This is a genomic window from Fibrobacter sp. UWB5 (genome assembly GCF_002210295.1).
Classification (GTDB): Bacteria; Fibrobacterota; Fibrobacteria; order Fibrobacterales; family Fibrobacteraceae; genus Fibrobacter.
The window spans coordinates 844652-870464 of sequence record NZ_MWQH01000001.1 but is presented as its reverse complement, the minus strand read 5'-3'; the positions used below and the strand labels follow the sequence as shown (position 1 = coordinate 870464).

17 protein-coding genes and 1 CRISPR repeat array are annotated in these 25813 nt (G+C 51.4%); of the genes, 11 read left to right on the top strand and 6 right to left on the bottom strand.

Features of this window, described 5'->3' with window-relative positions:
- Positions 1-119: 119 nt before the first annotated feature.
- Both B7989_RS03580 and B7989_RS03575 read right to left on the bottom strand, forming a co-directional pair.
- A complete protein-coding gene (locus tag B7989_RS03580) occupies positions 120-950 on the bottom strand; it encodes a hypothetical protein (protein ID WP_144264957.1) in 831 nt (276 codons plus the stop codon).
- Positions 951-1177: 227 nt separating this feature from the next.
- Positions 1178-2119: an aldolase catalytic domain-containing protein gene (locus tag B7989_RS03575; protein WP_088627219.1), complete on the bottom strand. Its 942-nt coding sequence runs from the start codon at positions 2117-2119 to the stop codon at positions 1178-1180.
- Between the two features lie 345 nt (positions 2120-2464).
- On the opposite strand from B7989_RS03575, the gene B7989_RS03570 reads away from it, so the two are divergent.
- Positions 2465-4096: an FISUMP domain-containing protein gene (locus tag B7989_RS03570; RefSeq protein WP_088627218.1), complete on the top strand. Its 1632-nt coding sequence runs from the start codon at positions 2465-2467 to the stop codon at positions 4094-4096.
- Between the two features lie 14 nt (positions 4097-4110).
- Here the strand turns inward: B7989_RS03570 and B7989_RS03565 are convergent, their stop codons facing one another.
- The gene (locus B7989_RS03565; RefSeq protein WP_088627217.1) at positions 4111-4488 is read right to left on the bottom strand and encodes a helix-turn-helix domain-containing protein; all 378 of its coding nucleotides are present in this window, start codon (positions 4486-4488) and stop codon (positions 4111-4113) included.
- A 197-nt stretch (positions 4489-4685) separates the two neighbouring features.
- Positions 4686-5315: a CRISPR direct-repeat array (repeat unit 36 nt; unit sequence GTTCTGGCGAAACCTCATTTCCTAAGTTTCTATATT).
- 97 nt (positions 5316-5412) lie between these two features.
- Positions 5413-8508, bottom strand: coding sequence for a type II CRISPR RNA-guided endonuclease Cas9 (cas9, locus tag B7989_RS03560; RefSeq protein WP_088627216.1), 3096 nt, complete (start codon positions 8506-8508; stop codon positions 5413-5415).
- A 467-nt stretch (positions 8509-8975) separates the two neighbouring features.
- Here cas9 and B7989_RS03555 point away from each other — a divergent pair, with 467 nt between their 5' ends.
- On the top strand, positions 8976-11066 hold the full coding sequence (locus tag B7989_RS03555; RefSeq protein ID WP_088627215.1) for a glycoside hydrolase family 9 protein: 2091 nt from the start codon (positions 8976-8978) through the stop codon (positions 11064-11066).
- Positions 11067-11085: 19 nt separating this feature from the next.
- Here the strand turns inward: B7989_RS03555 and B7989_RS03550 are convergent, their stop codons facing one another.
- Together B7989_RS03550 and mnmE are read right to left on the bottom strand one after the other, a co-directional pair.
- Positions 11086-11958, bottom strand: a complete 873-nt coding sequence (locus B7989_RS03550) for a GRP family sugar transporter (RefSeq protein WP_088627214.1) — start codon at positions 11956-11958, stop codon at positions 11086-11088.
- Positions 11948-13300, bottom strand: a complete 1353-nt coding sequence (gene mnmE, locus B7989_RS03545) for a tRNA uridine-5-carboxymethylaminomethyl(34) synthesis GTPase MnmE (protein ID WP_233144229.1) — start codon at positions 13298-13300, stop codon at positions 11948-11950. Before mnmE ends, B7989_RS03550 begins: the two co-directional genes overlap by 11 nt.
- A 96-nt stretch (positions 13301-13396) precedes the next feature.
- On the opposite strand from mnmE, the gene B7989_RS03540 reads away from it, so the two are divergent.
- The 9 genes from B7989_RS03540 (at position 13397) to nth (ending at position 25699) form a co-directional block, all read left to right on the top strand.
- Entirely contained in the window at positions 13397-14422 is a 1026-nt protein-coding gene (locus tag B7989_RS03540) for an aldose 1-epimerase (protein WP_088627213.1), read from the top strand.
- Positions 14423-14582: 160 nt separating this feature from the next.
- Positions 14583-16889, top strand: coding sequence for a glycosyl hydrolase (locus B7989_RS03535; RefSeq protein WP_088627212.1), 2307 nt, complete (start codon positions 14583-14585; stop codon positions 16887-16889).
- Positions 16890-17015: 126 nt separating this feature from the next.
- The gene (locus tag B7989_RS03530) at positions 17016-18767 is read left to right on the top strand and encodes a glycosyl hydrolase (protein WP_088627211.1); all 1752 of its coding nucleotides are present in this window, start codon (positions 17016-17018) and stop codon (positions 18765-18767) included.
- Between the two features lie 130 nt (positions 18768-18897).
- Positions 18898-20760, top strand: a complete 1863-nt coding sequence (locus B7989_RS03525) for a glycosyl hydrolase (protein ID WP_088627210.1) — start codon at positions 18898-18900, stop codon at positions 20758-20760.
- Between the two features lie 62 nt (positions 20761-20822).
- Positions 20823-23237, top strand: a complete 2415-nt coding sequence (locus B7989_RS03520; RefSeq protein WP_088627209.1) for a DUF3536 domain-containing protein — start codon at positions 20823-20825, stop codon at positions 23235-23237.
- Positions 23238-23242: 5 nt separating this feature from the next.
- A complete protein-coding gene (hpt, locus tag B7989_RS03515; RefSeq protein WP_088627208.1) occupies positions 23243-23788 on the top strand; it encodes a hypoxanthine phosphoribosyltransferase in 546 nt (181 codons plus the stop codon).
- Positions 23789-24295 carry a hypothetical protein gene (locus tag B7989_RS03510; RefSeq protein WP_088627207.1) on the top strand — a complete coding sequence of 169 codons (507 nt, stop codon included), beginning with the start codon at positions 23789-23791 and terminating at the stop codon, positions 24293-24295.
- Positions 24292-25080, top strand: coding sequence for a serine O-acetyltransferase (gene cysE, locus B7989_RS03505; protein ID WP_088627206.1), 789 nt, complete (start codon positions 24292-24294; stop codon positions 25078-25080). The genes B7989_RS03510 and cysE overlap by 4 nt, the downstream gene beginning before the upstream one ends.
- A complete protein-coding gene (nth, locus tag B7989_RS03500; RefSeq protein WP_088627205.1) occupies positions 25073-25699 on the top strand; it encodes an endonuclease III in 627 nt (208 codons plus the stop codon). Before cysE ends, nth begins: the two co-directional genes overlap by 8 nt.
- Positions 25700-25813 lie beyond the last annotated feature (114 nt).

Genomic DNA, 25813 nt, shown 5'->3' with positions numbered 1-25813 from the left:
GTCCCTTTGGTCTATCGCCCGGGAAACCGACATTGGCCCCGGGAGGGTTCCGATAAAAATCGGTGCAGCAAATATAGAAAAACGGGATTTAGACGTCAATCCTCGGAGGCAGGTCTACCCTACGCCCCGAACTGGATTCCCAGGAAAAAGACGTTCGACCAGCCGTCAATGTCGTTATTGAACGTCTTTAGAGCCCCGATTTCGAAGGAAACCCAGGTCGAACGGAGCGTACGCTTGGCCCACGGCCACACTTCGCGGAGGTTGAAGGCCACCCCCGGCACGATATTCAGCAAAAAGGCCTTCGAAAAGTTGTATTCCACATGGGTACCGGCGGTCACCGAGAAATACCGGGTCAGGTTATAGCCGCCGCCAAGGCCAAGGCCAATCGAAAAACCGTCCAAGGTGAAAAGCTTCTGGCAGTCGTCATTTTCCCTTTCTTCAAGGGAATCCGCCTCGACAGTACCCTCGTCATCGTCGTCCCACCAATAATGTTGCTGTTTCGACGGGGTCTTTTTGCCGCGCACCTGCTTTCTGAAGGCCGAAATACTCGTGTTTTCAAGGCCCAGGAACGGCTCCACGTACAGGTCGAAATCATCGGAAGCCTTATGGAGGCGCACATTCAAGCGGTAGCGCTGGTACATGATCATCGCATCGCGGTCCAGGTCGCCCCCGAAAAAGCGGACATCGGCACCGCCGCTAATCCAGTCGGAATAGAAATACTCCAGCTGCACCTGCCAGGCACCCATGCAGTCGCACTCGTCCAGCGGGTCGTAAACACCGAAACCCATACCGAACGAAAGCCCCTGTTCCATGTAGGCGGTCTGCCCCGGCAAAGGGACCGTACTGATTTCGGACAACTTATTCTCTGACGCAAGCGAGTCTACGGCGTCTGCCGCAAACGAGGCAGACCACCCAAACACAAATGCAATCAGCAGGAATAAGTAACGCACATGTATAAGCTAGTAAAAAAACAAAGGGGGAAGAATCCCCCTCGTTACAATCGCAGCCCTGCTGCGTTTTCCACTACCCCTTCTCCTAGGGCTCCGCCCTAAGACCTGGATAGCTTATCGCAATGCTAGGCTTATTAGTCGTTGGCCTTTCGCCCTACGGGCTCAAGTCCACGATTCGTCGGCTCACCAATACGAAAGTGCGAGCACTTTCGTGCTGGATTCGCCTCCTAATCGTTCATCATGTGGTTATAGAATTTCGTGTAATTGTCGCGGTCTTCGGTCTTGCGGACGGCGATGGCGTCTTGCGGGTGGCGGTTCAGCATACCCGTAATCATCTGCGGAATGATGTAACCCCATTCGTACTTTTCCTTGAGCGGCAAGAACAGTTCCTGGTAGGCATCGAGTACCGGACGCAGGTCGTACTTCGGGTTCTTCAAGAAACCGAGCAACAGTTCGGTGGTGCAGTTACCGGCGCCACGGCCCATACCGGACACGGAACCATCGAGGTAATCCACGTGGTCGATGATAGCCTGAATCGTGTTGGAGAAGGCGAGCTGCTGGTTGTTGTGACCATGGAAGCCGAACTTCTTGCCCTTCACGATACCGCGGTAGCGGGTAATTTCCTTATCGATGTCTTCCTGGTAGAAGGCGCCGAAGCTGTCCACGAGGTAAAGCACGTCGGCCTTGCACTCTTCGTTCACCTGGTGCAGGGCTTCGTCCAGTTCCGGACCACGGTCACGGCTCACAGCCATGATATTGAGGGTGGTTTCGTAACCCATTTCGTGGAAGGCGTTCACCATTTCGATACCCTTGTCGATGTTCTTCACGTAGCTAGCCACGCGGAACATCTGGTACGGGCTTTCGCTAGCGGGCTTCACGGCATCCATGTTCACGCGGCCCACATCAGCCATCACAGCCATCTTGATCTTGGAATCGATACCGTCTTTCACCTTCCAGAGCAGATCGTCATCGCAGAACTTCCACGGACCGTATTCCTTGGGGTCAAAGAGATCCGGAGAGTTCTTGTAGCCCATTTCCATATAGTCCACACCGGCGGCAGACAGGAGGGTGTAAAGGCGACGCACAAATTCGAGAGAGAAGTCGTGCTTGTTGACCAAGCCACCATCGCGGATGGTGCAGTCCAAAACTTTGATGCTTTCGTAGTACATGTTTTACCTTTTCGGATTGTTTTTCTTTCGCAGGCAAAGATAGGTTCTACGAAGACACCGGTCAAGAGCCTTAAAACATTTCGTTCAAAAAAGAACATTTTCAACGCATATTTTGCGTTATTTTTAACAAAAAGTTTATAATTCTATCAAAATCAATGGGTTAGAAATTCCCCAAAACCGAAAAACAGACCTCCAGAAACGAAAAACGCCCGACATTTGAATAAGAATCTTCATAACCAAGCAGGCGAAGGCTGTTCGCGCAATTTTTATTTTACGCATATTTTGCGTATATAAAATCAAAGAAAATCCAAGCCATTCCCGCAATTTAAAGTTATTTTATACACTATGAAGAAGAAAATTTTTTGGGGATTAGTTTCATTCTTTCTGTGCGCCTGCGGAAACGATTCCGGCAGTAACGCCAACTCGCCCGAAACCGAACCACTGGTTTCGGAGATTTCATCATCCGAAATCTCATATTCCAGCGAAAGCAACGCAACTCCAGACAAGGAATCGCCATCGTCCGGCAAAAGCGCCTTGTCGTCGAGCTCCGCAGCCGAGACACAATCTAGCGACACCGCTTCGGACGCTCCGCTGTCAAGCGGCACAGTTACAGGCACACAGTCTTCTTCAAGCGCCGCCGCGTCAACCACATCATCTTCAAGCGCCACGCAATCAGGTTCCGGCCCAGCAGGCGGAATCAGTTTTCCGCAAGAAAGAGGCTGTAGGCCCACCGCCCCCGTAGAAAGCGAAACCTTCGGCGTGGTCGACGCCTTTATCCAGAAACGAGTCGAGGTCCTCGTACAGCAAGGCTTAAGCAACGACTCCGCAAGAGACATCGCCATCGAAGAACTCCAGCGCGAACTCGGCCTAGACACCCTATTCCAGGAGAACCCCTACATCGCGGAATATCAACTGGAATACACGCTATTCTTCCTTTACGGAAACAAAAGCGAGAACACGCTGAATCAAGATTTGGTCGACGACTTTGCCGACGGCACGCTAGAAGCGGACAACTACTGCATCAACCAAGTCCCATACGCCGCCTTGGACGGTTACCCAATGTTGTTTATGCCCCTGGGCTGCGCCATCAGCATGAGCGAAATCAACAACCCCTTGGCCATCATGCGCAACATCTGGCGAAAGTGCGCCGGCATGCCCTACTGCAACGCAAGCGTCGGCGACACCATGATTACCTTGGACAAAGACCATTTTGTATGCGAGGAAGGTTCGTGGGTCACGCTCGAAATGCTCGGCAAAGAAAAGAACGGCGTGATTTGCACCAACAACGGAGACCGAGTCGTCGTCAGGGGAAACGACAACAACGACATGACCTACATCTGCCTCGACAGTTTCTGGCGCGCCATATCGAACACGGCATCGTTACCCGCAGAATATTTCTTGAACCCGGACTTTGAATACGGCACCTTCGAAGACCCTCGCGACGGGCATGTGTACAAGACAACCGTGTACGAAGGCAAAACCTGGCTTGCGCAAGACATCGACTACTACGACAAAGACGATCCTCTTTTCGTGAACCAGAGCAAATGCGCCAAGGTCGCAGAACACAAAAAGCACGACCCCAGCGAAAACGCCTATTGCGACGGAGCCAGCCGATTCTACACCGTCAACGTAATCAAGAAAGTTTGCCCCACCGGCTGGCGCTTACCCACCAAAGAAGACTGGAACCACATCACAGAAATGTCTTACTCCGAAGCGGATAAATACTACCCCAAGCTGTACGCGATAGGCACCCACATTCAAGGCAACACCAGAGTCGTCACCGATGAATTCGGCCTGTCGCTCAGAAAAAACGGCGGCGTAGACCCCTACGGCATGGACATGACTCTATCTGGCTACAACCTGTTCTGGGTCGAAGAAGGCGAATACGCAATGAACAGCGACTTCTTCGCTCATTACGAAAAAGTCGACCCCCGCGAAAACGGCGAATACGTCCCCGTCAGATGCATTAAGGAATAATAAACCTCATTAAATCAAAATTTGAAATACGTTTCGGGCGGGACTCCGAAAACCAGAGACAGCTTCGCAGCCATTTTCTTAGATACTGGGCGGCGGTCATGTTCCATCGCCGATAGATTCTGAATAGAGATACCGAGCTTTTGCGCGAGGACATTCTGTGTCCAGCCGCGGAGTCCACGATCGGCACGAATTGCCTTGCCCGGAGTCATCTCCGCAGACATCTTCTTGTACCAATCGGAGCTTTCAAGCTCAACCGACTCTTCATCCTTATCATGACGCTTCTTGGTCGGAGTATCGTAAACCTTGACGCATTTCGGAAACATGTACTTGAGCATCCCTAAAACGAAATCAGGAATCTGTTCGCCTTCAAACTTGTCAATTTTTTCTTTCATAATCAGGATTTTCAGCCTCCATTAGCCGCAATTTGCGACTGATTGATGTTAGAGGCGTCCTATTATCCTGAAATCTCAGAATAAAAAAGACGCGGTTCTCCATTCAACAGAGAATCGCGTCGGGCATGAATGTACCTAACATTCAAAAAGCTGGCAAGGGGCGTAATGAAATTTTACAATAGCCGACAATTTCGTCGCATATAAATAAACTTTATTTCCTAAGTTTCTATATTCGGCATAGCATACGTGGCGTAATGTACAACGTTCTGGCGAAACCTCATTTCCTAAGTTTCTATATTAATAGCACGCTGCGATTGGAACGGATTGTCGTTCTGGCGAAACCTCATTTCCTAAGTTTCTATATTGCTTGAAACCATCAAGGTGATGGAATACCTGTTCTGGCGAAACCTCATTTCCTAAGTTTCTATATTCTTGACAGTCATACGACCTTGAGAAGTAGGGTTCTGGCGAAACCTCATTTCCTAAGTTTCTATATTGCAGCCGAATATGACAAATGGCAAGACTTCGTTCTGGCGAAACCTCATTTCCTAAGTTTCTATATTAGAACCCCCGCCGAGGAAGAACACGCTGGAGTTCTGGCGAAACCTCTTTTCCTAAGTTTCTATATTTTGCCACGGCCCTTGCAGGCGAACACACGGGTTCTGGCGAAGCCTCTTTTCCTAAGTTTCTATATTAAGGCCGTTGACCGCACGCTCAAGACGCTGGTTCTGGCGAAACCTCATTTCCTAAGTTTCTATATTTTCGGCCCACCGTGCGGACTTGCCGAACATGTTCTGGCGAAACCTCTTTTCCTAAGTTTCTATATTGGGTTGTCGCACCGCCCCACTGGCTAAGGTATAATGCAGAACCCACGAAAAAGTTTTAAAAACTTTCCTGGAGTTCCTATTTCTAGAATTCTGCCAATCATTTTTCCTTAAATCCAGGGTCGTACACAAAGCCACATTCATCTACATGAACGATTCGGGCTTTTAGAGGCTTTAATGTATTTGGTGTTTTAAAGACATATTTGAGATAATCTTTCTTATCACGGTCTCGTTCTCTTAAGTTTCCGGCTTCAAAATGTTCAACCATCGTGATTTTTCCATCGGTTATCCCAAGGATATGGTACAGCTTTTTCTTATTCTCTATTTCACAGCAAAGAGTGTCCCCTACAAAAATTCTCATTAGCAGATTATCATGTTTCTTCGCGCCATTATTGTTGGCCTCAAACCTACTGACAATTTTACCGTCCCACTTATCTCCGTTAGCCCAAATATCATAGCAGTAATTACCATCGGGTTTGAAAGCCTTATATATTTGGCCCTTTTTATTTTTTATGGGCACGACAGAAAGCTTTTCTACAAGAGTTACCCTACGAATACCAGTTTTGTTAGAGTACTCGTTGATGGCGTTTTCTAAAGAAGATTTAGAAGACGATTCGGCAATCAAATTTTGAATGCTGTTCCGGATAAAGTCGTTTTGGATTTGGTTAATATTGGAACCCGTGATAGCGGTTATCGGAACCTTGTGCTTTACCGTAGAAACTACGCCATCCTTGTATTCGCCTATAATTCCATAGGCTGTATCATTGTGCAAGGCCCCACCTAACCCATGATCTTTCCTATGGGAAACAACTAAACGGGAAAGTCTTTCGCTGGCTTGATCGAAAATGTCGAAGAAGGGCGGTTCTATATGCGATAGGACACGTTCCTGATGTTCCCAATTAACTTGTGTCGCTTTGGACATTTTTTGCAATAGAGATCTATCTGTCGTTGCAACGACAAGTGCATCTATAGCGTGATGTCCATGATGGTCGCGACTCTTTTCAAAAGTGCCGTCAGGCAATTCCCTGCCGATAATATCATTCAAACCCCATTGGCGCCTAAGCATAGATGTCAGTCGCCCCGGAATCGCCCAAACAGAATCCTTGGGACATACAAACTTGAGATATTCAAGCGCCAAGCGAGAAGCATAAGCAGTATCTGTTAACTGCCTTGCTTGGAAATCACCGTCCTCGTTGTATCTATCTAAAGCGCCCTTTTCAAATCGCCAACGCTTGTTCATCCAAGCTTTATCTTGAGGAAGCCTATCCAGCATTTCTTGATATGGAAGAACGCCATTGTAGGAATGCTCTGCAAACGCTTCATACGGGGATCTATTTTGCTTAAGCCTATTGGCGAATCGCATCGAAAGGGTCTTGTTTGCAAGCGAATTGTCATAGGTCTGCGCAAAAGGCAGAATGTGTTCAATTTCCACTTCTTCAGTAAAGAGTCTTTCGATACCGATGCGCTCTCCTGTATAAGGACAGCAACGATCCATCGGGTTGTCGGCCAACTCTTCCCATAATTTATAGCGTTCGCGATTTTCGCGGTTAGTGGCTTGACCTAGTTTTTCCAATTCTTTGTCTATACGTGCATTACGTTCTTCATTTTCAGCAAGATGTTTTTTATAGTCTTTTATCTCATCTTGCGTCATCTTAAGATCGCGAGCAACTTCAATGACAATCTGTTCCGGTGCTCCAAAATGTTTTATAACGCAGTTTACAACACGGCGAAGCTGATTCAACGCGATGTGAACCGTAGGATTGCCAACTTTGCCATATCGATCTTCATCATTGTCTGCTTCGTTGCCACTACCACGCATTACGCGATTTTCAAGAACTTTTCCGTAGTATGGTAAATAATGGAAAATTTCACCTGTGTAATTATCGCTGTGGTTATAGCCCGCTTTTGTTGCCGCTTCAGAATAAGTAATGACAGATTCTTCAAGGTAGGGGACAATTTTCTTTAAGGCTGCAACGGAAAGCCTACCATATCCAGTAGGAAGCGTTTCTTCGGACAACTGCGCTGCGGCTTCTTTGGAAAGCCCGAAGGCACATAATGTTTTAATGAGTTCTTCAGAATCATCTTGGCTGATGAGTTCTGCAACCACTGCATTTTGGTTTTCTAGCGGCAGCAATTTCCAATTCTTGCCGAAATATTTCTTGTTGCCAAGTAAAACCGCAATTTGGTCTCCTTGGAATTTGTCGCGTCGCTCGTCTTGAATGCTAAATCGGTCATAATTGGACAAAGACAGCAATTTCTTTGCAGCAGAGAACTTCAGTTCTTTCTTTTGAGACAGAACCTCTAAAAGAATATTTCTTTCATCAAGCGAAAGCGGTCTCTGGTCTCCATAGCGATTAATAATTCTTAATTCATTTACAGTTTGCAAAATCCGGAAGCGTTGGAAATAAGGACTTGCTATGGGGGCGCGATCTTCACTAGGTTCTAAGAAGCATTTTCCCGGTTTGGCGGGTTTAAGCGGACGCTGATAAAGGAGTGTCGAGCGAATTTCTTTTTTAGCGGCATCCGTCAAAACATCTGGATAAAATTCTACTTGTTTATCCCATATTTTATCAAATTCACATTCAATCATTTGACGAGATGGATAAAACGGATAAGACGCTTTTGCTCCAGCGCCTTCTAGCCTTGCTCGAACAGATTGTCCCTTTTCAAGTCTTTTTTGATAAAATTCGCCTAATGTGCGGCAACCTTCTTTTTGGAAGACTTCTTCGAGTTTGGCTACGGCTTGCCTGATTTTTCCATCTTCTCCACCATCTGTTTTTCTATTGCTCTTAAAACCGCGTCTTTGGTTTAGGTGAAAAATTGCTCTTCCGAGTTCAGCAAGAGAAATCTTTTCATCTAGAGCACGAGTCCTAATATCGTACGGATTTAAAAGACAGAGCGACTTACGCTGAGTTTCGTCTGCCGGCCAAATTTTAAATTTGATAAGCGCATCGATAAGGCGTTTGCGACGCCTTAAATAACGATCAAGCATTTTTCGGTTCTGTTTCGCCATTCTACGAGCGACACCGAGCGGAACTTTTGTTTTGGGGTCACGACCATCATCAAAAATGCGAACGCCCATATGAAGGATGCTTTTGGGATAGGGATGATCTACAGGACCGTCTAATTCGACAAGGGCCGTTCCAATACTGGCCGTTCCGAGATCTATTCCTAAACGATAACGTTTTTTCTCCATTATATTTGCTCCTTCTATTGACTTTTGCAAATAAAAATATTATAATATGGTCATTAGTGACTTAGGAAATGAGGTTTTTCGCCAGTAATAAGCTGAAAAACTAGCACTAAATAGGGTTCCCGCAAGGGAACCCTCGTTTTATATGTCAGCGCAGCATTTCCCATACTTTGAAATATATACTTTTTTGAGAGACAAATATTGACATAATAGTTTATCTTGTTCCTTTTTATTTTAAAAAGAGGGTTTTAGGGGCAGTGCCCCTAGGCGAGGGGGTCGGCAAAGACTACAGGCTTTGCCGAGGGGGAGGCCTCCCCCATCACAAAAACAGCTTGTCCGCAAGCCATGGGTACAGTCACGTAAAAATATCTTTTCGCACAAGGTGTTCCTAGGGGGTGTTGTTTTGACTGAAAACACACTTTTACGCCGGGTTGTTGATATTCGGGGGGCAATAAATTATATTCAAGCCTATGAATACAGTTTGCAAACTTCTCCCCTTTGCGCTTGCGGTTTCCGCATTCGCTGACAACACGTTTTTCTTTAACGAAGCGGGCTACGATCAGGGCCAGCCGATTTCGATTGTGGTGCAGAGCACTGAGGAACTCGAAGGCACCGAATGGACGCTTTTCTACGCTCCCGACGGCGGCACGACCGGAGCAACGGTCAAGAGCGGAACGTTCAAGAAAGGCGAAAACCCGGACAACTGGGCCAGAAGCGGCAAGTTCTACACGGTTAACTTAGGGGATTCGCTCCCCCACACCGGCAAGTTCTACCTGAGCCTCACCGCGGGCAGTCCCTCGACTTCGGCAGAATTCACCGTTGACGACAAGGCGCTCGCCAAGAACACGCTGGGCAAGGTGCTCGACTACTTCTACAACGATCGCGCCGACAAGGCCCCCATTAACGAATGGGACCAGAAGGTTCCCGTTTACGGCAAAGACAACGTCACGCGCGATGTTCACGGCGGTTGGTATGACGCAAGCGGCGACGTGAGCAAGTACCTGAGTCACCTTTCTTACGCAAACTACCTGAACCCGCAGCAGATTCCCTTGACGGTGTGGTCGCTCGCATTCGCAGCAGAACGCATTCCGACGCTGCTGGCATCGACAAGCACCAAGGCAAAGACCGCAGAAGAAGCCGCCTACGGCGCGGACTTCTTGGTACGCATGCTGGACGAACAGGGATTCTTCTACATGACGGTGTTCGACAACTGGGGCATGGGGAGCCGCTACCTGTGTGCCTTTAGCGGCGACGACGGCAAAAAGAGCAGCAATTACCAGACGGCATTCCGCGAAGGCGGCGGCATGGCAATTGCAGGCCTTGCCCGTGTGGCAGCTCTCCGAGTAAATGGCGACTACACCAGCGAACAATACCTTGAAGCAGCCGAAAAAGCCTACGCCCACCTGTCCGAAAAACAGAGCATCGGCGGAAACTGTGCCTACTGTGACGACGGCAAGGAAAATATCATCGACGACTACACGGCACTCCTTGCGGCAACCGAACTGTATGCGACAACGGGAAAAAGCGAATATTTGCTCGACGCGGACAAGCGCGCCGAAAGCCTCTCGGGACGCCTGAGCAAAGATGGCTATTTCTGGAGCGACGACGACAAGACGCGCCCGTTCTGGCACGCGAGCGATGCGGGACTTCCGCTCATCGCCCTCATCCGATATGCCGAAGTCGGATTGCTGTTCTGTACCGGAGGACGTTGCAATTCCCTGGATGTCGGCGACACCATCAAAAAGCACTACGACTGGCTACTCAGCATTACGGACAAGGTCGAGAACCCGTTCGGTTACGCTCGCCAGGCATACAAGACTGGCGGAGAGATCAAGGAAGGATTCTTTATTCCGCACGATAACGAGAGTGGCTACTGGTGGCAGGGCGAAGACGCCCGTATCGCAAGTCTTGCGGCCGCTGTAGCATACGCCACCCACTCGATGCACAAAATCGAAGGCCACGATGGCGGAGACAAGTATGCAGCAAACCAGCTCGACTGGATTTTAGGCAAGAACCCCTACGGCGTGAGCATGATGTACGGCATCGGCAAGAAGAACCCGGCCAAGTACGACGGCACCTCCGATTACGACGCCACCCTCGAGGGCGGTATCGCAAACGGCATTACCGGCAAGAACAAGGACGGCTCGGAAATCGCTTGGGATGACGACGGCGTTGAATATGTGGGTTTCCCTTACGACGAACCTTGGCACAACTGGCGCTGGGTGGAACAGTGGCTGCCGCACAGCACCTGGTACCTGATGGCCCTCGCCACCCGTTATGACGAAAAATCGATTGAAATTGACACCTTTGGAAGCGCCATTCCCAAGTCCAATATTGCAAAGGCGCAGTCATTCGATGTTCGTTTGCAGGGCCGCACACTCGCAGTTAACGCCGCAGGCGTACGAGCCTCAAGCGTAGAACTCTTCACGCTGAACGGTTCCAAAATCGCAAGCAGCCCGCTGACCGCCGGCAAGGCAACGCTCAAGCTCGACAACGTGCAGAGCGGAATCTACATGGTCAAAGTCAACGGCCTTGCCGCAAAGAAGATCGCGATAAAGTAAAAGAGGGGCAAACGCCCCGCTAGCCCTTCGAAAGGGTCAGCAACACAGCGCCCGCGAGAATGATGAAGGTCGCCAAGAGCAGCTTGATTCGTTCGCGGGCCGTTTTGTATTCGCCAAAAACGAAGACGCCCCAGCCGAGGTTCACCAGCAAGTTCAGCTGCGTAAGCGGGTAACCGATAGCATAGCCGAGCGCGCCGTTCACATCGATAGCCCAGAAGCAGCCGTGCATGCCGACCATCCAGAGCACGCCCATCACAATGGTGACTAGACTCGGCACGAGTTTGTATTCGAACATTTTTTTGCGGCGGATTTCAAGCACGGCAATCAGAGCCTGGCTGCCAATAAAAAGGCCGATGGTAAACGGGCAGAGGAATTCGACATCGGTCATCGAGAGGCCCGACTGAACTGCAAGCTTATAGGGAATCAGGTAGGTACCGAAGGCAAAGCCGCCCAAAAGGGAACGCCAGTTCTTGAATACGGAGCCGCCATGCGACGGCGACAAACGCGAAAGCCCAATCAAGAAGCACGCAATGGCCGGAATCGAGAGGAAGAATTTGGACTGTTCGCCGAACAAGAGCACGCCCGAAAGGAACGAAGCCAGAATACTCACGCCCATGGAACGCACGCCGGCGCCCGCGAGGTCGGCTTCGGCCTGCACCGCCCAGAAACAGAAGGCGCCACCCACGACCCACATGAGGCCGCAAAGCACGCCAATCGGGTGCACATTGAAGGTTCCCGTATAGAACGCAACGACAAGCGCACTCAGAAGCGCGCCCAAGGTCATCATCGAAAGGTAGGCCCAGCTGGAATAATTCGGCCATTTTTTAAGGGGCACCATGTAGGAGCCGAACATGAAAATGGCAAGCAAAGCACCGATGTAACTACTTTCCAATGCAGAACCCCGCGAAAATAGATTGTAAAATGTCTTCGGACGAAATTTCGCCCGTTATGCTCTGGAGCGACCTACGGACAAGCTGCATTTCAAAGGCGAGCAGTTCTACCGCCGGATTTCTACGGAGCAGGTCGAGCACGCGGTTCACGCCGGCGTAGGCGTCTTCGAGGCAAGCCTTTTCGCGCTCGCTGGTAATCCAGAGGTCTTCGGCGTTGTCGGACTTTTTGAACAAGGCGGCGTTCATGACGCTCTTGAGTTCGGCAAGGCCCGCACCCGTTTTCGAAGAAATGCAGAATCCAGTTTTCGGGAGGGACTCGCGCACGTCGCACTTGGAGTGGACTATAAAATCGGGCGGAACAACCGGTTCGCTTGAATCGGTTCCATCGAGGACCAAAATCTTGAGGTCCGCTTCTTCCAGAATCTCGCGGGACTTTTTCATGCTGAGCGCATCGAGTTCGTCGGTGGCATGCTCTGCGATGCCCGCAGTATCGACCAGTCGGATTTCACCGCCATCTAGAAACAGGCGGACTTCGACAAAGTCGCGCGTGGTGCCCGGAACATTGCTCACGAGCACGCGGTCTTCGCCGAGGAGCGCATTCACCAGGCTTGACTTGCCCGCATTCGGAGCGCCGTAAAGAACGGCCAGCGGGAGCCTGCTCAGGTTCGCCTTGCCGCGGAAACTATTCAAAATCTGCAGGATTGTCGTGCGGATGTTTTCAAACCTTTCTTGCCAGCCCGCAAAATCGGGGTCGGCTTCTTCTTCGGCAAAGTCCACATCAAGCTCGAGGCGGGCCGAGATATCTTTCACCTGCGCCGTGAGCGTTGCAATCTTTTTCGAAAGCGCGCCCGAAAGCAGGCGGTGGGCATTTTCCAGTTCCGCGCGGTTCGCGCTGTGAATCACGTCGGCCACCGATTCGGCCTGCGTCAAGTCCATCTTGCCGTTCAAGAAGGCGCGGCGCGTGTATTCGCCGGGTTCGGCCAGGCGTACCCCCTCGATGCTGCGAATTGCCTGCAGCAAGTCGCGCACGATCAGCGGGTTTCCGTGGGGGTAAAGTTCCAGCACGTCTTCGCCGGTGTAGGAATTCGGCGATTCAAAATAAATGTACAGAAGGCTATCGAGCACCTTGCCCGATTCGGGATCGCGGGCCGTGCCGAGATTTGCCATGCGGGGCTTTAACCCCTTGGCCGCCTTTGTTCCAAACAGGCGTTCCACCACCAGACGCACCTGCGTACCGCTCACTCGGAGGGCCGCCACGGCACTCACGCCTGCAGGCGTCATCGGAGCTACAATCGTCTGGGAATCCATGGCGGCAAAGATAGCAAAAGCGCCCGAGACCTTCATTTATGTACGAAAATTGACACATTGTATTTTAATATTTTCTTATTTGATTATTGCAATAGGGCATTTTCTCGCGATTTATTGTACATTTATTAGCCTATGAGTCAGTTCAAACTAATTTTCCGCCCCCTGGGCGCCATTCCCTGTTTTGTTTTACAACGCGATGACGGAGCCGAATTTGAAATCCTGAACGGCTTTGGCTGCGGACTCAACGGTTGGCGAGTCCCCGTAGAAAATCAGCAAAATACCCGCACCTCGACCATGCTCGATTTGCTCTACGGCTACAAGGACGAACCTACCCTTAGAAAAATTTCGCCAGACACCAACGCCGGTTGCAGGCTTACCCCCTTCCCCGGCCGCACGGCCTACGCCAAATTCACCTGGCAGGGCAAGACCTACGAACTTGTGAACAACGTAAGCTGGGCTCCGCACGCCCTGCACGGATTCCTGCAAGACAAGGAATGGGAATTCGAATCCTTTGAAAGCGAAAACGACAGCTGCACCGCCATTTTCACTTGTGACTGGCCGGGCGCATTTGCCGGTTTCCCGTTCCCCTATCGCGCCACCAACGCCATCACCTTCACGGGCGAAAGCGTTTCGATTTCTTCGACGGTCAAGAACATCGGCAGCACCGACATGCCGTATTCCGAAGGCTGGCACCCCTACTTTACTTTGGGCGAAAAGATTGACAACTTGACCATGAAATTGCCCAGCTGCTCGCTTGCCCTGTTGGACAAGGCCGACATTCCGACTGGAGAATTCAAGGAAGACACCCGTTTCGAAAACGGCCGCAAGATCAACGACGAATTCATCAACGATTGCTTCTGCCTCGAAAAAGACGTCACCGAATTGCAGGCCAACGGTTCTGACTTTATCAACAACGCTCACGTATCGCTCGAAAGCGACAACTATTCGCTTGATATTTGGCAGAAAGCCGGCGTCGAGCAATACAACGCCATTCAGATTTACACTCCGCCTGACCGCATGAGCATCGCCATCGAGCCCATGACGGCAGAACCCGACGCCTTGAATCACCACCGCGGACTCATTGTGATCCCGCCCGGTGAAGAACGCACGTTTACATTCGGGTTCCGATTCCACGAAAAAACGGGCATCGAGTTATAAAAACGCAAGTTTTTTGTAAACTGCAATCTACGAAATCCGCCATTTTGGCGGATTTTTTTTGTTGAGAATTACCCAACGATTTATTCAACACAATTCAAAATATTCTTTGATTTGCGTTTTTTAAAACCTATTTTCCAAGACGACAATATAGGAGTCTGTTATGGAATTTACTAAAACCCTTCTCGCATTCGGCCTTGCCGCTGCAGCATCTGCAAGTGCGGCGCAGTACGAAGCCGAAGACGGAACACTCACCAAAGACGCAGCTGTCGCCTCCAATACCGAAGCATCGGGCGGCAAGTACGTCAAGATGAACGGCGGCGACATCACGTTCCCCGCTGTTACCGTCGAGAAAGCCGGCCAATACAGCGTAGTGGTCCACTACATGAACAACTACGGTGGCGACAAGATCAACTATGTCGGTGTCGGCAGTACTACCTCTCAGGTTTCCTTCCCGGTTACAGACAAAGGCAAGTTTGTCGATGTCGAAACCGTCCTTACACTTGCAGCAGGCGCAAACACGATCGCCATTACCAATAGCTGGGGTTGGATCGATGTAGACTACATCGAAGTCAAGGAATTCGAAGCCAAGGCATTCACCCTTTGCAACGCTCCCGTTACCAAGAACGCTACCCCGTCTGCAATCAAACTTTACAACTTCCTGGTCAATAACTTTGGCAAGAAGACTATTTCTGGCGTAATGACCGGCAACATGGATGCCTACACCATTGGCGACGCCACCCAGCACGAAGACGTGCAAGCAGTTTTCAAGGCCGGCGGCAAGTACCCGGCACTCATCGGTGCAGACCTCATGAACGCAACCGGCGCCAACAAGGACGAAGGCTGGTTCCAGCAGTACACCGAAAAGGCTATCGATATCGCAAAAACCACCTGGAAGAAGGGCGGCATTCCGGCCTTCACGTGGCACTGGCGCCCGGGTGACGAAGTTGAATTCTACGTGAAGGGTGCTCATGACACCTACACCGAATTCGACTTCTCCGAAGCATTCATCAAGGGTTCCACCACTTGGGATACGACTTCTGCCGCTTACAAGGCAATTGTCGGAGATATCGACCACGTTTCCCAGATTTTCTTGGACCTCCAGAAAGAAGGCGTTGCCGCCATCTTCCGCCCGTTGCACGAATCCGGCGGAAACTGGTTCTGGTGGAGCATCAATACGGGCAAGCAGTTTATCGCCCTCTACCAGTTGCTCTATGAACGCATGGTGTTCAAGAACGGCGTGAACAACTTGATTTGGGACTTTAACCCGCAAGATGCCTCCAAGCTTTCCTGGACTCCGGGCGAAACCTACTACGACGTTCTTAGCGTTGACATTTACAACAAGGCAAACGATCACCAGAGCAACAGCGCTGCATTCATCGACTTTGCCAACAAGGGCGGCACCAACAAGATTATCGCCCTCAGCGAAAACGGCCCGATTCCCGATGTAGACAAAATGTACGAAGAAAACGCCCCGTGGAGCTGGTGGATGCCGTGGTATGATTCCTGGTCCGCAGGCTACGTGAGCCAAACCGCCGCAAGCGTATGGCAGAAGAACCTCGCCGACGAACGAATCATCACGCTCGACGAAATGCCGGGTTGGGACAACTATAATGAAGCAGCCTCTGCAACAAAGGCATGCCCGACCTCGACCGAAAACGCCAAGTATGGTGCCGGCGAAGCAACTCCTGAAGACTACAAGAACCTGATGATGGCTGTGACCTACACTGCCTTGAACGACAGCGGTGCAAACATCGAACTCAAAAAGGTTCCGAACCTCACTGGTGCAACGACAGTTTCCTTGAAGATTACGAATAACGGTTCCGGCGGTGCAGACAATGGCATCTGGGTTGGTCTCGCCTTTGTCCGCAACGGTATGGCAGATGACGGTTGGACTTGGGAAATGTCTACCTCCACCGGCTGCTGGATCAACGACGGTGCCTCCGCTACTTGCGAATTCGACATCACCAAGTACGAAGACGATGACAAGGTAGAACACCCGATCGATCTCGACAACCTCTTCTCTGTAACGCTCATGGTTGCAGCAGTAGGCTTCGAAGGAACCGTGATTTTCGATGAACTCGTCGCCGACAACGGTAAGGTGATTTCCGCATTCGACAAGAAGACCGAACTCTTCACCGCCGCCGACCAGAGCAAGGGTCACATCGCAAAGATCGAGCTCGTCGACGAATCTGGCGCACCTGCCGCCATCAAGCCGGTAGTCGCCAAGGCTAGCGCCTCCGCCAAGCTCGGCGTCTCGGGCAAGACCGTCTCGCTCACTACCGCCAAGGCTGGCATGGTTGCCGTCGAAGTGTTCGGTATGAACGGCAAGCGCGTGGCAACGCTCTACAAGGGCAACCTCGCCGCAGGCACCAGCGCATTCAGCCTCGCCGACATGCCCAAGGGCCGCTACATCGTGCGCGTCAAGGGCGCAGGCATTGCCGCTACCCAGCCGGTATTAATCAAGTAAGTTTCTCTTCATGACTCCTAGAATCCCCGTGGTCGACGCAAGTTTGCCGCGGGGATTCTTCTATTTGAACAATGAATTTTCAATTTCGGGGAAAATAATGTATTTTAAAATGGAACCGGAGGTTGTATGAATACCTACAAGTTTTTAACCGCGACAGCGCTCGCTTTTTCGACCTACTCCATGGCAGCGGCCATCCGCATCGAAGCCGAAGACGCCGTACCTGCCGACGACCATAAAATCGAGACATTGACCGACGCAAAAGCCTCGGGCGGCAAGTACGTAGAAATGGCCGATGGCGACCTCGCATTCACCGTCAACATGCCAAGCGACGGCTACTACACGCTGTACGTAAGCTACAAACTCCCCACCGATCGCGGCAGCAAGACCCAGAATCTGACTTTGAACGGAAGCTCCGCCGGCCAGGTGACCTTCGGAGTTTCCGATGATTTTAAGGTCCTCAAGGCGGCGGGTAAAATCAAGCTAAAAAAAGGTGAAAACGCAATCGGGATTGTCCATTCCTGGGGATGGGTGGCCGTTGACTACATCGAAATTTCGGAATACGAGGCGACCCCCTGGAACATCAGCCCCAAGCCCGTCACTCCGGAGCCCACCGAAAGCGCCCAGAAGCTTTACAACTTTCTTTACAGCAATTTCGGCAAGCGCACGATCAGCGGCGTGATGACCGAACGCCCCTTCGAAAACAACGGGCAGTACACCCCGCAGGATTTTGACACCCAAACCGAACTCAGCTATATCAACAAGGCGAGCGGCAAGAACGTGGTACTCGTCGGTTTCGATTTCTTGCATTCTTCCGGCAAGAGTTCTGACCAGCAGTGGTATCAAGGCTATACACATGCCTCCTTGGAAATGGCAAAGACCGTATGGAAAAAAGGCGGCATTCCGCAATTCAACTGGCACTGGAAAGACCCGATGCACACTGTAGAAGCGTTCTACACGCAATCCAGCGGAAACGACCCTTACACGGAATTCAGCATCGGGCTTGCTTACGACACCACCACCGGCAAGTGGAAAACCGACAGCGACGAATACAAGGCCCTTATGCGCGACATGGAAATGATTGCCGATTCGCTGCTTACGCTCCAGAAAGAAGGCGTTGCCGTGCTGTGGCGCCCGCTGCATGAAGCGAGCGGAAAGTGGTTCTGGTGGGGCACCGATGGCGCAAAGCCTTGCGTGGCCTTGTACAAGCTCATGTTCGACACCTTCGTGAACAAGAAGGGGCTGCACAACCTGATTTGGGTCTGGACCACCGACGAAGCCCCCGATGCACTGGATTGGTACCCGGGCGACGAATACGTAGACGTCGTAGGCCGCGACTATTACTACTACCCCCGCGAAGCAAACCACGCCTCTCTCGTGAGTTCCTTCGAAAAAGTCAAGGAAATGTACGGCGCCAAAAAGATTGTCACCTTGTCTGAAAATGGCTCCGTGCCCTACCCCGACGAAATGAAGGCCGATGGCGCCAACTGGAGCTGGTTCATGCCTTGGTACGGCGACTACGCCATGGAAGGCTGGGCCAACGACAACAACGCCGAAAGCTGGAAGACGGTGATGAACAACGACTACATTATCACGCTCGAAGACATGCCCGGCTGGGACAAGTACGAAATGCAGCCGACCGCAATCGCCACCTCCAAGAAAGCGGCCCCCGCCATCCGGCTTGTCGGTCACGATTTGCAGGTGAACTTGAACGCCTCAACGGCACAAATCTCGATTTACGATTTGCAAGGAAACCGCGTGCTCGCGAAAAAGATGAGCCAGAACGGCACGATTGCGCTTTCACGCCTCGCCCGCGGACCGTACCTAGTAAAAATCCAGGCGAACGGATTGACTCAGAGCCTCAAAATCACGCTAAAATAGCCAAATTTCGCTAAAAAACGCGTAAAACGATTATTGCGGAAAAGACAACATCTTTTCCGCTTTTTTGCTTTCAAAATGAAAATCACGGCCATTCGGAGGTATATTTAAGGCATAAATTAAGGAGTGTTGTATGGGATGTAAATTACTCGCGGCGCTGTCCGCATTCTCTATGGTGTCTGCTTTTGCAGCCCCCACCATGTACGAAGCCGAAGATTTGCCTGGCGCTAGCGTTGCCGAAGGCGCCGAATTTTCGGGCGGAAAGTACGCAAAGACCGCAGACCCTAGCGGCATCACGTTCACCGTCAAGGTCGAAGAAACCGCCGTCTACGATATTACCACCAAGGTTTTAATCAAGCAATACGACTGGACCACCTCTAAAATCGCGGTCAACGGTGTGGATGTAGGCTCCATGCTTACCACCCCGCGCAATTGCGATTCGAGCTACGTGGTTTCGGCATCGGCCAAAATGAAGGCCGGCGAAAACAAAATTACCGTGGGTAACCAGGCTCTTGGCGTGGACTACATTACCGTGGAACGCCACCCCGACCCGACATTCAACATCGGAACTGCACCAGTCACGCCGAACGCCAGCGAAAGCGCGAAGAAACTCTATTCCTTCCTCCGCGAAAACTTCGGCAAAAAGACCGTTAGCGGCATGATGATTAGCGACCAGAATTTCAACTACAATTATGGCGACATGAAACTCTTGGGCCCCGGCGAATGCACGCCCGCGGACTCTTGCAAGTTCAGCGACGAAGAAGTCTCGTGGAAGGGCCAGACCGACATTGCCGAATTCTACAAGCGTAGCGGCCACTACCCCGCTATCGGCGGCTTCGACATGCTGTTTGCCGCAGGCGGCCACCACGAAGAAGGCTGGTTCAAGGGCTACACCGAAAACAACCTGCTCATGACCGAAGACTTGTGGAACATGGGCGGCATTCCGACTTATACTTGGCACTGGAAAGTCGGCGAAGATACCGTATTCTACACACAGGGCACTCCCGCAGGCTTTAACAACCCCGGCTGCACCGAAGGCGTCATGGGCACTTCGAACACAAATACCTGCTTTAACTACACCAAGGCTTTCAAGGGCGAACAATGCCAGGAACTTGACGAGACCTCGCAGGAATACAAGGACATTGTCGCCGACGTAGACATTGTTTCGGGCTATTTTAAGCAACTGCAAGACAAGGGAATCGCCGTCGTATGGCGCCCGCTTCACGAGGCAAGCGGTGGCTGGTTCTGGTGGGGTACCGCAAGTGCCGAATGCTATGTACAGCTGTACCGCTTGGTATTCGATCGCATGGTCAAGACCAACAAGCTCAATAATCTAATTTGGGTCTGGAACATCAATACCGACCCGAAATTCGGTTACGACTACAGCGCCCTGAATGCAGCATGGTACCCTGGCGATGAATACGTGGACATTGTCGCTGTTGACATTTATGACCCGCTGAACGACCACAATTCTGCAGCCAATTACTACAACAAGATTGTGAGCGACGTGGGCACAAGCAAGATGATTGCCTTGAGCGAAAACGGTGCTATTCCGGACATCGACAGCATTGCCGAAGACAAGGCTTATTGGAGCTACTGGATGACCTGGAGCCAGACCTGGAGCGGGAACTTCTTGGAAAAGACGACCACCGAAATGTGGAAAAAGAACTTGGACGACGAACGCATTATCGCTCTCAACGACATGCCCGGCTGGGACAAGGTCGTCGCCGAAATCACCACAAGTGCGTCCAGCCGCATTTCAAACAAATTAAATATTACGTTACAAGGCAACAACCTGAGCATTACCATTCCGCAGGCGGGCCACACAAACATCGCCCTCTTTGACATGCTCGGCCACAAGGTTGCAAACCTCGCCAAGGGCAATCTGTCCGCAGGCACCCTGCAATTCAGCCTCGACGGCATCGCCCGCGGCAACTACATCGTACGCGCCAAGAACGGCACTGCAGGCTACGCGCAGAGAATCAGGGTGAAGTAAAACCAAGCCTCATTTAATAATCAAAAGACTCGCCATGCGAGCCTTTTTTTATATTTGTTAACATGGAAAAGAAGCACCCCCTTTATTTTACGATCCACGGTCACTTTTACCAGCCGCCTCGTGAAAATCCTTGGACGGGCGTTATCGAGAATCAGCCGAGCGCACGCCCCTTTCACGACTGGAATGACCGTATTGCGAGTGAATGTTATAGTCCGAATTCCGCTAGCCGTATTTTGAGCCCGAACGGACGCATTGTCGATATTGTCAACAACTACGATTTTATGAGCTTTAACATGGGTCCGACTCTCATGGGTTGGATCCGCACGAATGCGCCCGCGACTTACAAGCGCATTCAAGAAGCCGACAAGCGCAGCATGGAACGCCTGAATGGTCACGGCAACGCGATTGCACAGGTGTACAACCACATCATTATGCCGCTCGCAAGCGCCGAAGACAAAAAGACGCAGATCCGCTGGGGCATCGAAGATTTCAAGTTCCACTTTGGCCGCATGCCCGAAGCCATGTGGCTCGCCGAAACCGCCATCAACTTCGAAACGGTGGTGGAACTCATCAAGGCCGGCATCAAGTACACGATTCTTTCGCCCACGCAGGCCGACAAGTTCCGCAAGCTGGGCGATACCGAATGGACCGGCTGCAGCAACACCGACATCGACACGACTCGCCCGTACCGCATTTACCCACGCAACAAGGACGGCGTACTCGTTTGCGACGGCTACCTGGATGTATTCTTCTACAACCCGTGGCTTTCTTCGGCCGTGGGCTTTGAGCACTTGCTGCGCGACGCAGGCACCTTCGGCAGCCGCATCAGGGATGCCTGGGACGAAAAGCGCAACGACCCGCAGCTAGTAAGTATCGGCACCGATGGCGAAAGTTACGGTCACCACGAACCGTTTGGCGACATGTGCGCCGCCTGGCTCTACAACCACTACGCTCCCGACCACAACATGGTGCCGGTAAACTACGGTTGGTTCCTCGAAGAATTCCCGCCACAGCACGAAGTGTTGCTCAAGAATTTCTACAGCGAAGGTTGCGCCTGGAGCTGCGCTCACGGCGTTGGTCGCTGGTACCGCGATTGCGGATGCTCGACAGGCGGTGGCCCGGGTTGGAACCAGAAATGGCGCGGCCCGTTGCGCGACGCATTCAACCACCTGAAAAAACTCGCCGACGACATTTTCTACCGCGAATTCGAAAAGATTTCGGATGTGAACCCGTGGGATGCCCGCAACAACTTTGTGGAAGTCCTGGTCGCTCCCGAAGACGAATCCCGCATCAAGGCGTTCCTCGCCAAGACCGTCAAGGATCCGAACGATCCGGACATGTGCGCGAAGGCTATCCGCCTGCTTGAAATCCAGAAGTTCTGCCTGTTCAGCTTTACGAGCTGCGGCTGGTTCTTCAACGACATCGAAGGCCTGGAACCGGTGCAGAACATGCGCTACGCCCTGCGTGCCATGGAACTCATGGAACCGTTCCTGCCGTATGGTCACCATATCAAGAACGAAGTCATCAGCATTCTTGCCCGCGCCACGAGTAACGAACACAAGTGGAACGGCGCCGAAGTGTTTACGAACTACGCCGAAGAAAAGGTCCCGGTGGTTGTGAAGGAAATAGCCGAACAGGCCGCCATGTTCCACCTGAACTTGGAAGACGATTCGGAAAAGAACAAGAAGATTGTCGCCACGAAGATTGCTTCTCGCAGGCGCCAGACGCTTGTACGTACCGAGTATTACGACAAGTACATCAACGAACGTCGCATTTCGACGGTGCTCGCCATTACCGACATGCTCGGCCGAATCAACCTGGTGGTTGCCGATGGCGAAAACGAACAGAACGGTCTCAAGTTCGTGGAAAACCCGAACATGAGCACGCAGGAATTGCAGGCCGCCTACCCCACCGCCTACGTGGTGCGCATGCGCAACCTCATGAGCGACTCGATCAAGCGCATCAACCAGATTTCGACCAAGAAGTACTTGAACGAAATCACGGAATCGTTCTCGAGCTTCGCCCTTTCGCACGGGCTTTCGATCGACAGCCTGGCCGACCCCGACCACACCCTACCGGACACCATGCGCAAAATCCTTTCGCTCGAAATCAACTCCAAGATTCACCATCTGGCACTCGCCTACATGGAAAACGATGACCAGAAGGTCTTCGACGAAATCAAGGACCTAATCGAAGAAGCGAAGGCATTGCACACCCACTTCTCGTTCGGCGGTACGGGACGCATGTTCCACGCCAAGCTCGTAAAGTTAATCGATTCCGTATTCGAAAGTTTCGACCCCGCTGCAGTCAAGCACATTACAGGCCTCATTACCGTAGCCGACTGGCTTGGTCTCGGCATCGACAAGACGAGCCTCGAAAACAAGGTGTTCCCCGCTTATCAGGAATATGTGAAGTATCCGACCAGCAAGATTGCGGCACTCAAGCCCATGTTCAGCTGGCTGAACTTTGAGGTATAAGAAGCATGTACAGGATGTCCGAAAAACCGCTGATTAGCGCAAACGAGATTCGCGAACGAGTAACCACACTTGCCCGCGAAATCGCTGCGGCCTACGATTACGACATCCTGATTTCGGCACTCACCGGAGCCTACATGTTTACCGCCGACTTGACCCGCGAACTCGCCAAGGCCGAAGGCGCCAAGGTCTATCAAAAAACGATAGCCTTCATTAAGGCTTCTAGCTACGGCAATTCCACAGAATCCAGCGGCAAGCTCCAGGTCCGCGGGCTTGAAAAGATTGACCTCAAGGGCATGAAAATCCTGATGGTCGACGACATCGCCGACACGGGAACCACCATGCTCGGACTTTGCAAAATGCTCCAGGAAGCGGGCGCCCAAGAGATCCGCACTTGCGTTTTGCTGAACAAGCAAGAGCGCCGCGAAGTCGATCTTACGGCTGATTTTGTAGGTTTTGAAATTGCAAACGAATTCGTGGTAGGTTACGGGCTCGACTATGCTAACGATTACCGATTCCTACCGGACATTTGGACACTACAGGAGACCAACTAAATGGCAAATAACGATTTAGATGACGTCCGACTCCATGCCACCCAAGCTTTTGAAGCTGTAGAACGCAGCTACAACAAGATTGGTCGCGGCAAACGATTCTTGATCAACCTGGGCGTGTGCCTGCTGTTCTTTATTGCGGGCATCTTTACCTGTAGTGTTTTCACGAGCATTCCGAACGAAGGCATTATCGAACGCGTGGCAGCCCAACCCGACATGCCGAACAAGTGCAAATACCGCTATGACCGCGCTATGGAATATGCCATTATGCACGAATGCGTCTTTGGCAAGGGTACGCCCGGCAGCGAAAAGTCCCTCATTCAGCGAATCAACTACTGTACCTGCGCGCTCGAAAGTGTGCAGAAGAAAAAACCTTACCAGAAAATGTTTGAAAACAACCTCGTAGACTTTACCTTCAAGATCCGCGAAGAAAACCTTTGCCGCGAAAACAAGGTGATTCCCACTCTGGATGACGAAGAAGAAGATACGAAGGACAAGGCCAAGAAATGAACGTCGAAGAGATAGAACAGAAAATCCGCTGCGAAGCCGAAAAATTGGTTCACGACGAACCGCTTTCGGTGCTGATGATTACGGAACAAATTCTTAACAGCAAGAATTTTGCCGCGATGCTTTCGGTCACTCTTTCGTGTCAGCTTGCAGGTGAGGTTATTGACCGCACCGAACTTGAAAAGGTCTTCGGAATTCTTTATCTCAAGTATCCTGAACTGGTCACTTGCGCAGGCAAGGACTTGTACGCTACAGTCCTTCGTGACCCGGCTTGTACGAGTTTTTTGGAACCGCTTCTGTTCTTCAAAGGTTTCCAGGGCCTGCAGGCTTACCGCGCCGCTCACGCCTTGTGGCTTGAAGGTCGTTCGTTCCCGGCCAAGATGCTCCAAAGCATCATCAGCCGCAAGTTCGGCATGGACATTCATCCGGCCGCCAAAATCGGTCACGGTCTCTTGATTGACCACGCCACCAACATTGTCATCGGTGAAACCGCCGTAGTCGGCAACAACGTCAGTTTCTTGCACGGCGTGACCCTCGGCGGTACCGGTAACGAAGTCGGCGACCGTCATCCGAAAATCGGAAACGGAGTGATGCTCGGTGCCCACGCCCAGTTGCTCGGCAACATTCACATTGGCGACGGCGCAAAAATCGGCGCAGGCGCTGTGGTGGTGAGCGACGTTCCGGCACACACGACTTACGCAGGCGTCCCCGCCGTACAAGTCGGTAAGCCGCACGACGAAATGCCCAGCTTTAACATGCAGCAAGACTTCACACGCGACTGTGAATAAAAAAGAAAAAATCAAGTTCATCAGCGAAACGCTCGACGAGTTGCTTCCGAACCCGCCGATTCCACTTGATTACTCCGATCCTTACACACTCCTGGTCGCGGTCGTTTTGAGCGCACAATGCACCGACCTCCGCGTAAACCAGGTGACCAAGGAACTTTACAAGAAAGCCAAAACGCCCAAGGCTATGGTGAAACTCGGCGTCGAGAAAATCACCGAAATCATCAAGCCCTGCGGTCTTTCAACCACCAAGGGCAAGAACATTTTCAATCTGTCCAAGGTTCTTGTTGAAAAATACAACAGTGTGGTTCCGCAGACCTTCGAAGAACTTGAAGCGCTCCCCGGCGTAGGCCACAAGACAGCCAGCGTTATGATGATTCACGCGTTCAATGTTCCCGCCTTCCCGGTGGACACGCACATTCATCGTCTTGCCAAGCGCTGGGGACTTTCCGACGGTTCCTCTGTAGAGCAAACCGAAAAAGACCTCAAGAAAATCTTCCCCGAAAATGAATGGGAAAAGCGTCACCTTCAAATCATTCTGTTCGGGCGCACTTACTGCAAGGCCCTCGGCCACAAGCCCGAGCAATGTCCCATTTGCAGCGTTATCGGCTGCAAGCAGTAACCAACATACCCCAAAACCTAGATTGCGGAACAATACACCCCTTAAATCAGAATGTTCACATCCGCACCCTATATTCCTTTTTCTTTTTTACAATTCTAGGGTAAACAGAACCGA

Coding starts and splice junctions, on each gene's coding strand:
- B7989_RS03575 (WP_088627219.1), bottom strand. CDS start 2,119: ATGTACTACGAAAGCATCAAAGTTTTGGACTGCACCATCCGCGATGGT.
- B7989_RS03570 (WP_088627218.1), top strand. CDS start 2,465: ATGAAGAAGAAAATTTTTTGGGGATTAGTTTCATTCTTTCTGTGCGCC.
- B7989_RS03565 (WP_088627217.1), bottom strand. CDS start 4,488: ATGAAAGAAAAAATTGACAAGTTTGAAGGCGAACAGATTCCTGATTTC.
- cas9 (WP_088627216.1), bottom strand. CDS start 8,508: ATGGAGAAAAAACGTTATCGTTTAGGAATAGATCTCGGAACGGCCAGT.
- B7989_RS03555 (WP_088627215.1), top strand. CDS start 8,976: ATGAATACAGTTTGCAAACTTCTCCCCTTTGCGCTTGCGGTTTCCGCA.
- mnmE (WP_233144229.1), bottom strand. CDS start 13,300: ATGAAGGTCTCGGGCGCTTTTGCTATCTTTGCCGCCATGGATTCCCAG.
- B7989_RS03540 (WP_088627213.1), top strand. CDS start 13,397: ATGAGTCAGTTCAAACTAATTTTCCGCCCCCTGGGCGCCATTCCCTGT.
- B7989_RS03535 (WP_088627212.1), top strand. CDS start 14,583: ATGGAATTTACTAAAACCCTTCTCGCATTCGGCCTTGCCGCTGCAGCA.
- B7989_RS03530 (WP_088627211.1), top strand. CDS start 17,016: ATGAATACCTACAAGTTTTTAACCGCGACAGCGCTCGCTTTTTCGACC.
- B7989_RS03525 (WP_088627210.1), top strand. CDS start 18,898: ATGGGATGTAAATTACTCGCGGCGCTGTCCGCATTCTCTATGGTGTCT.
- B7989_RS03520 (WP_088627209.1), top strand. CDS start 20,823: ATGGAAAAGAAGCACCCCCTTTATTTTACGATCCACGGTCACTTTTAC.
- hpt (WP_088627208.1), top strand. CDS start 23,243: ATGTACAGGATGTCCGAAAAACCGCTGATTAGCGCAAACGAGATTCGC.
- B7989_RS03510 (WP_088627207.1), top strand. CDS start 23,789: ATGGCAAATAACGATTTAGATGACGTCCGACTCCATGCCACCCAAGCT.
- cysE (WP_088627206.1), top strand. CDS start 24,292: ATGAACGTCGAAGAGATAGAACAGAAAATCCGCTGCGAAGCCGAAAAA.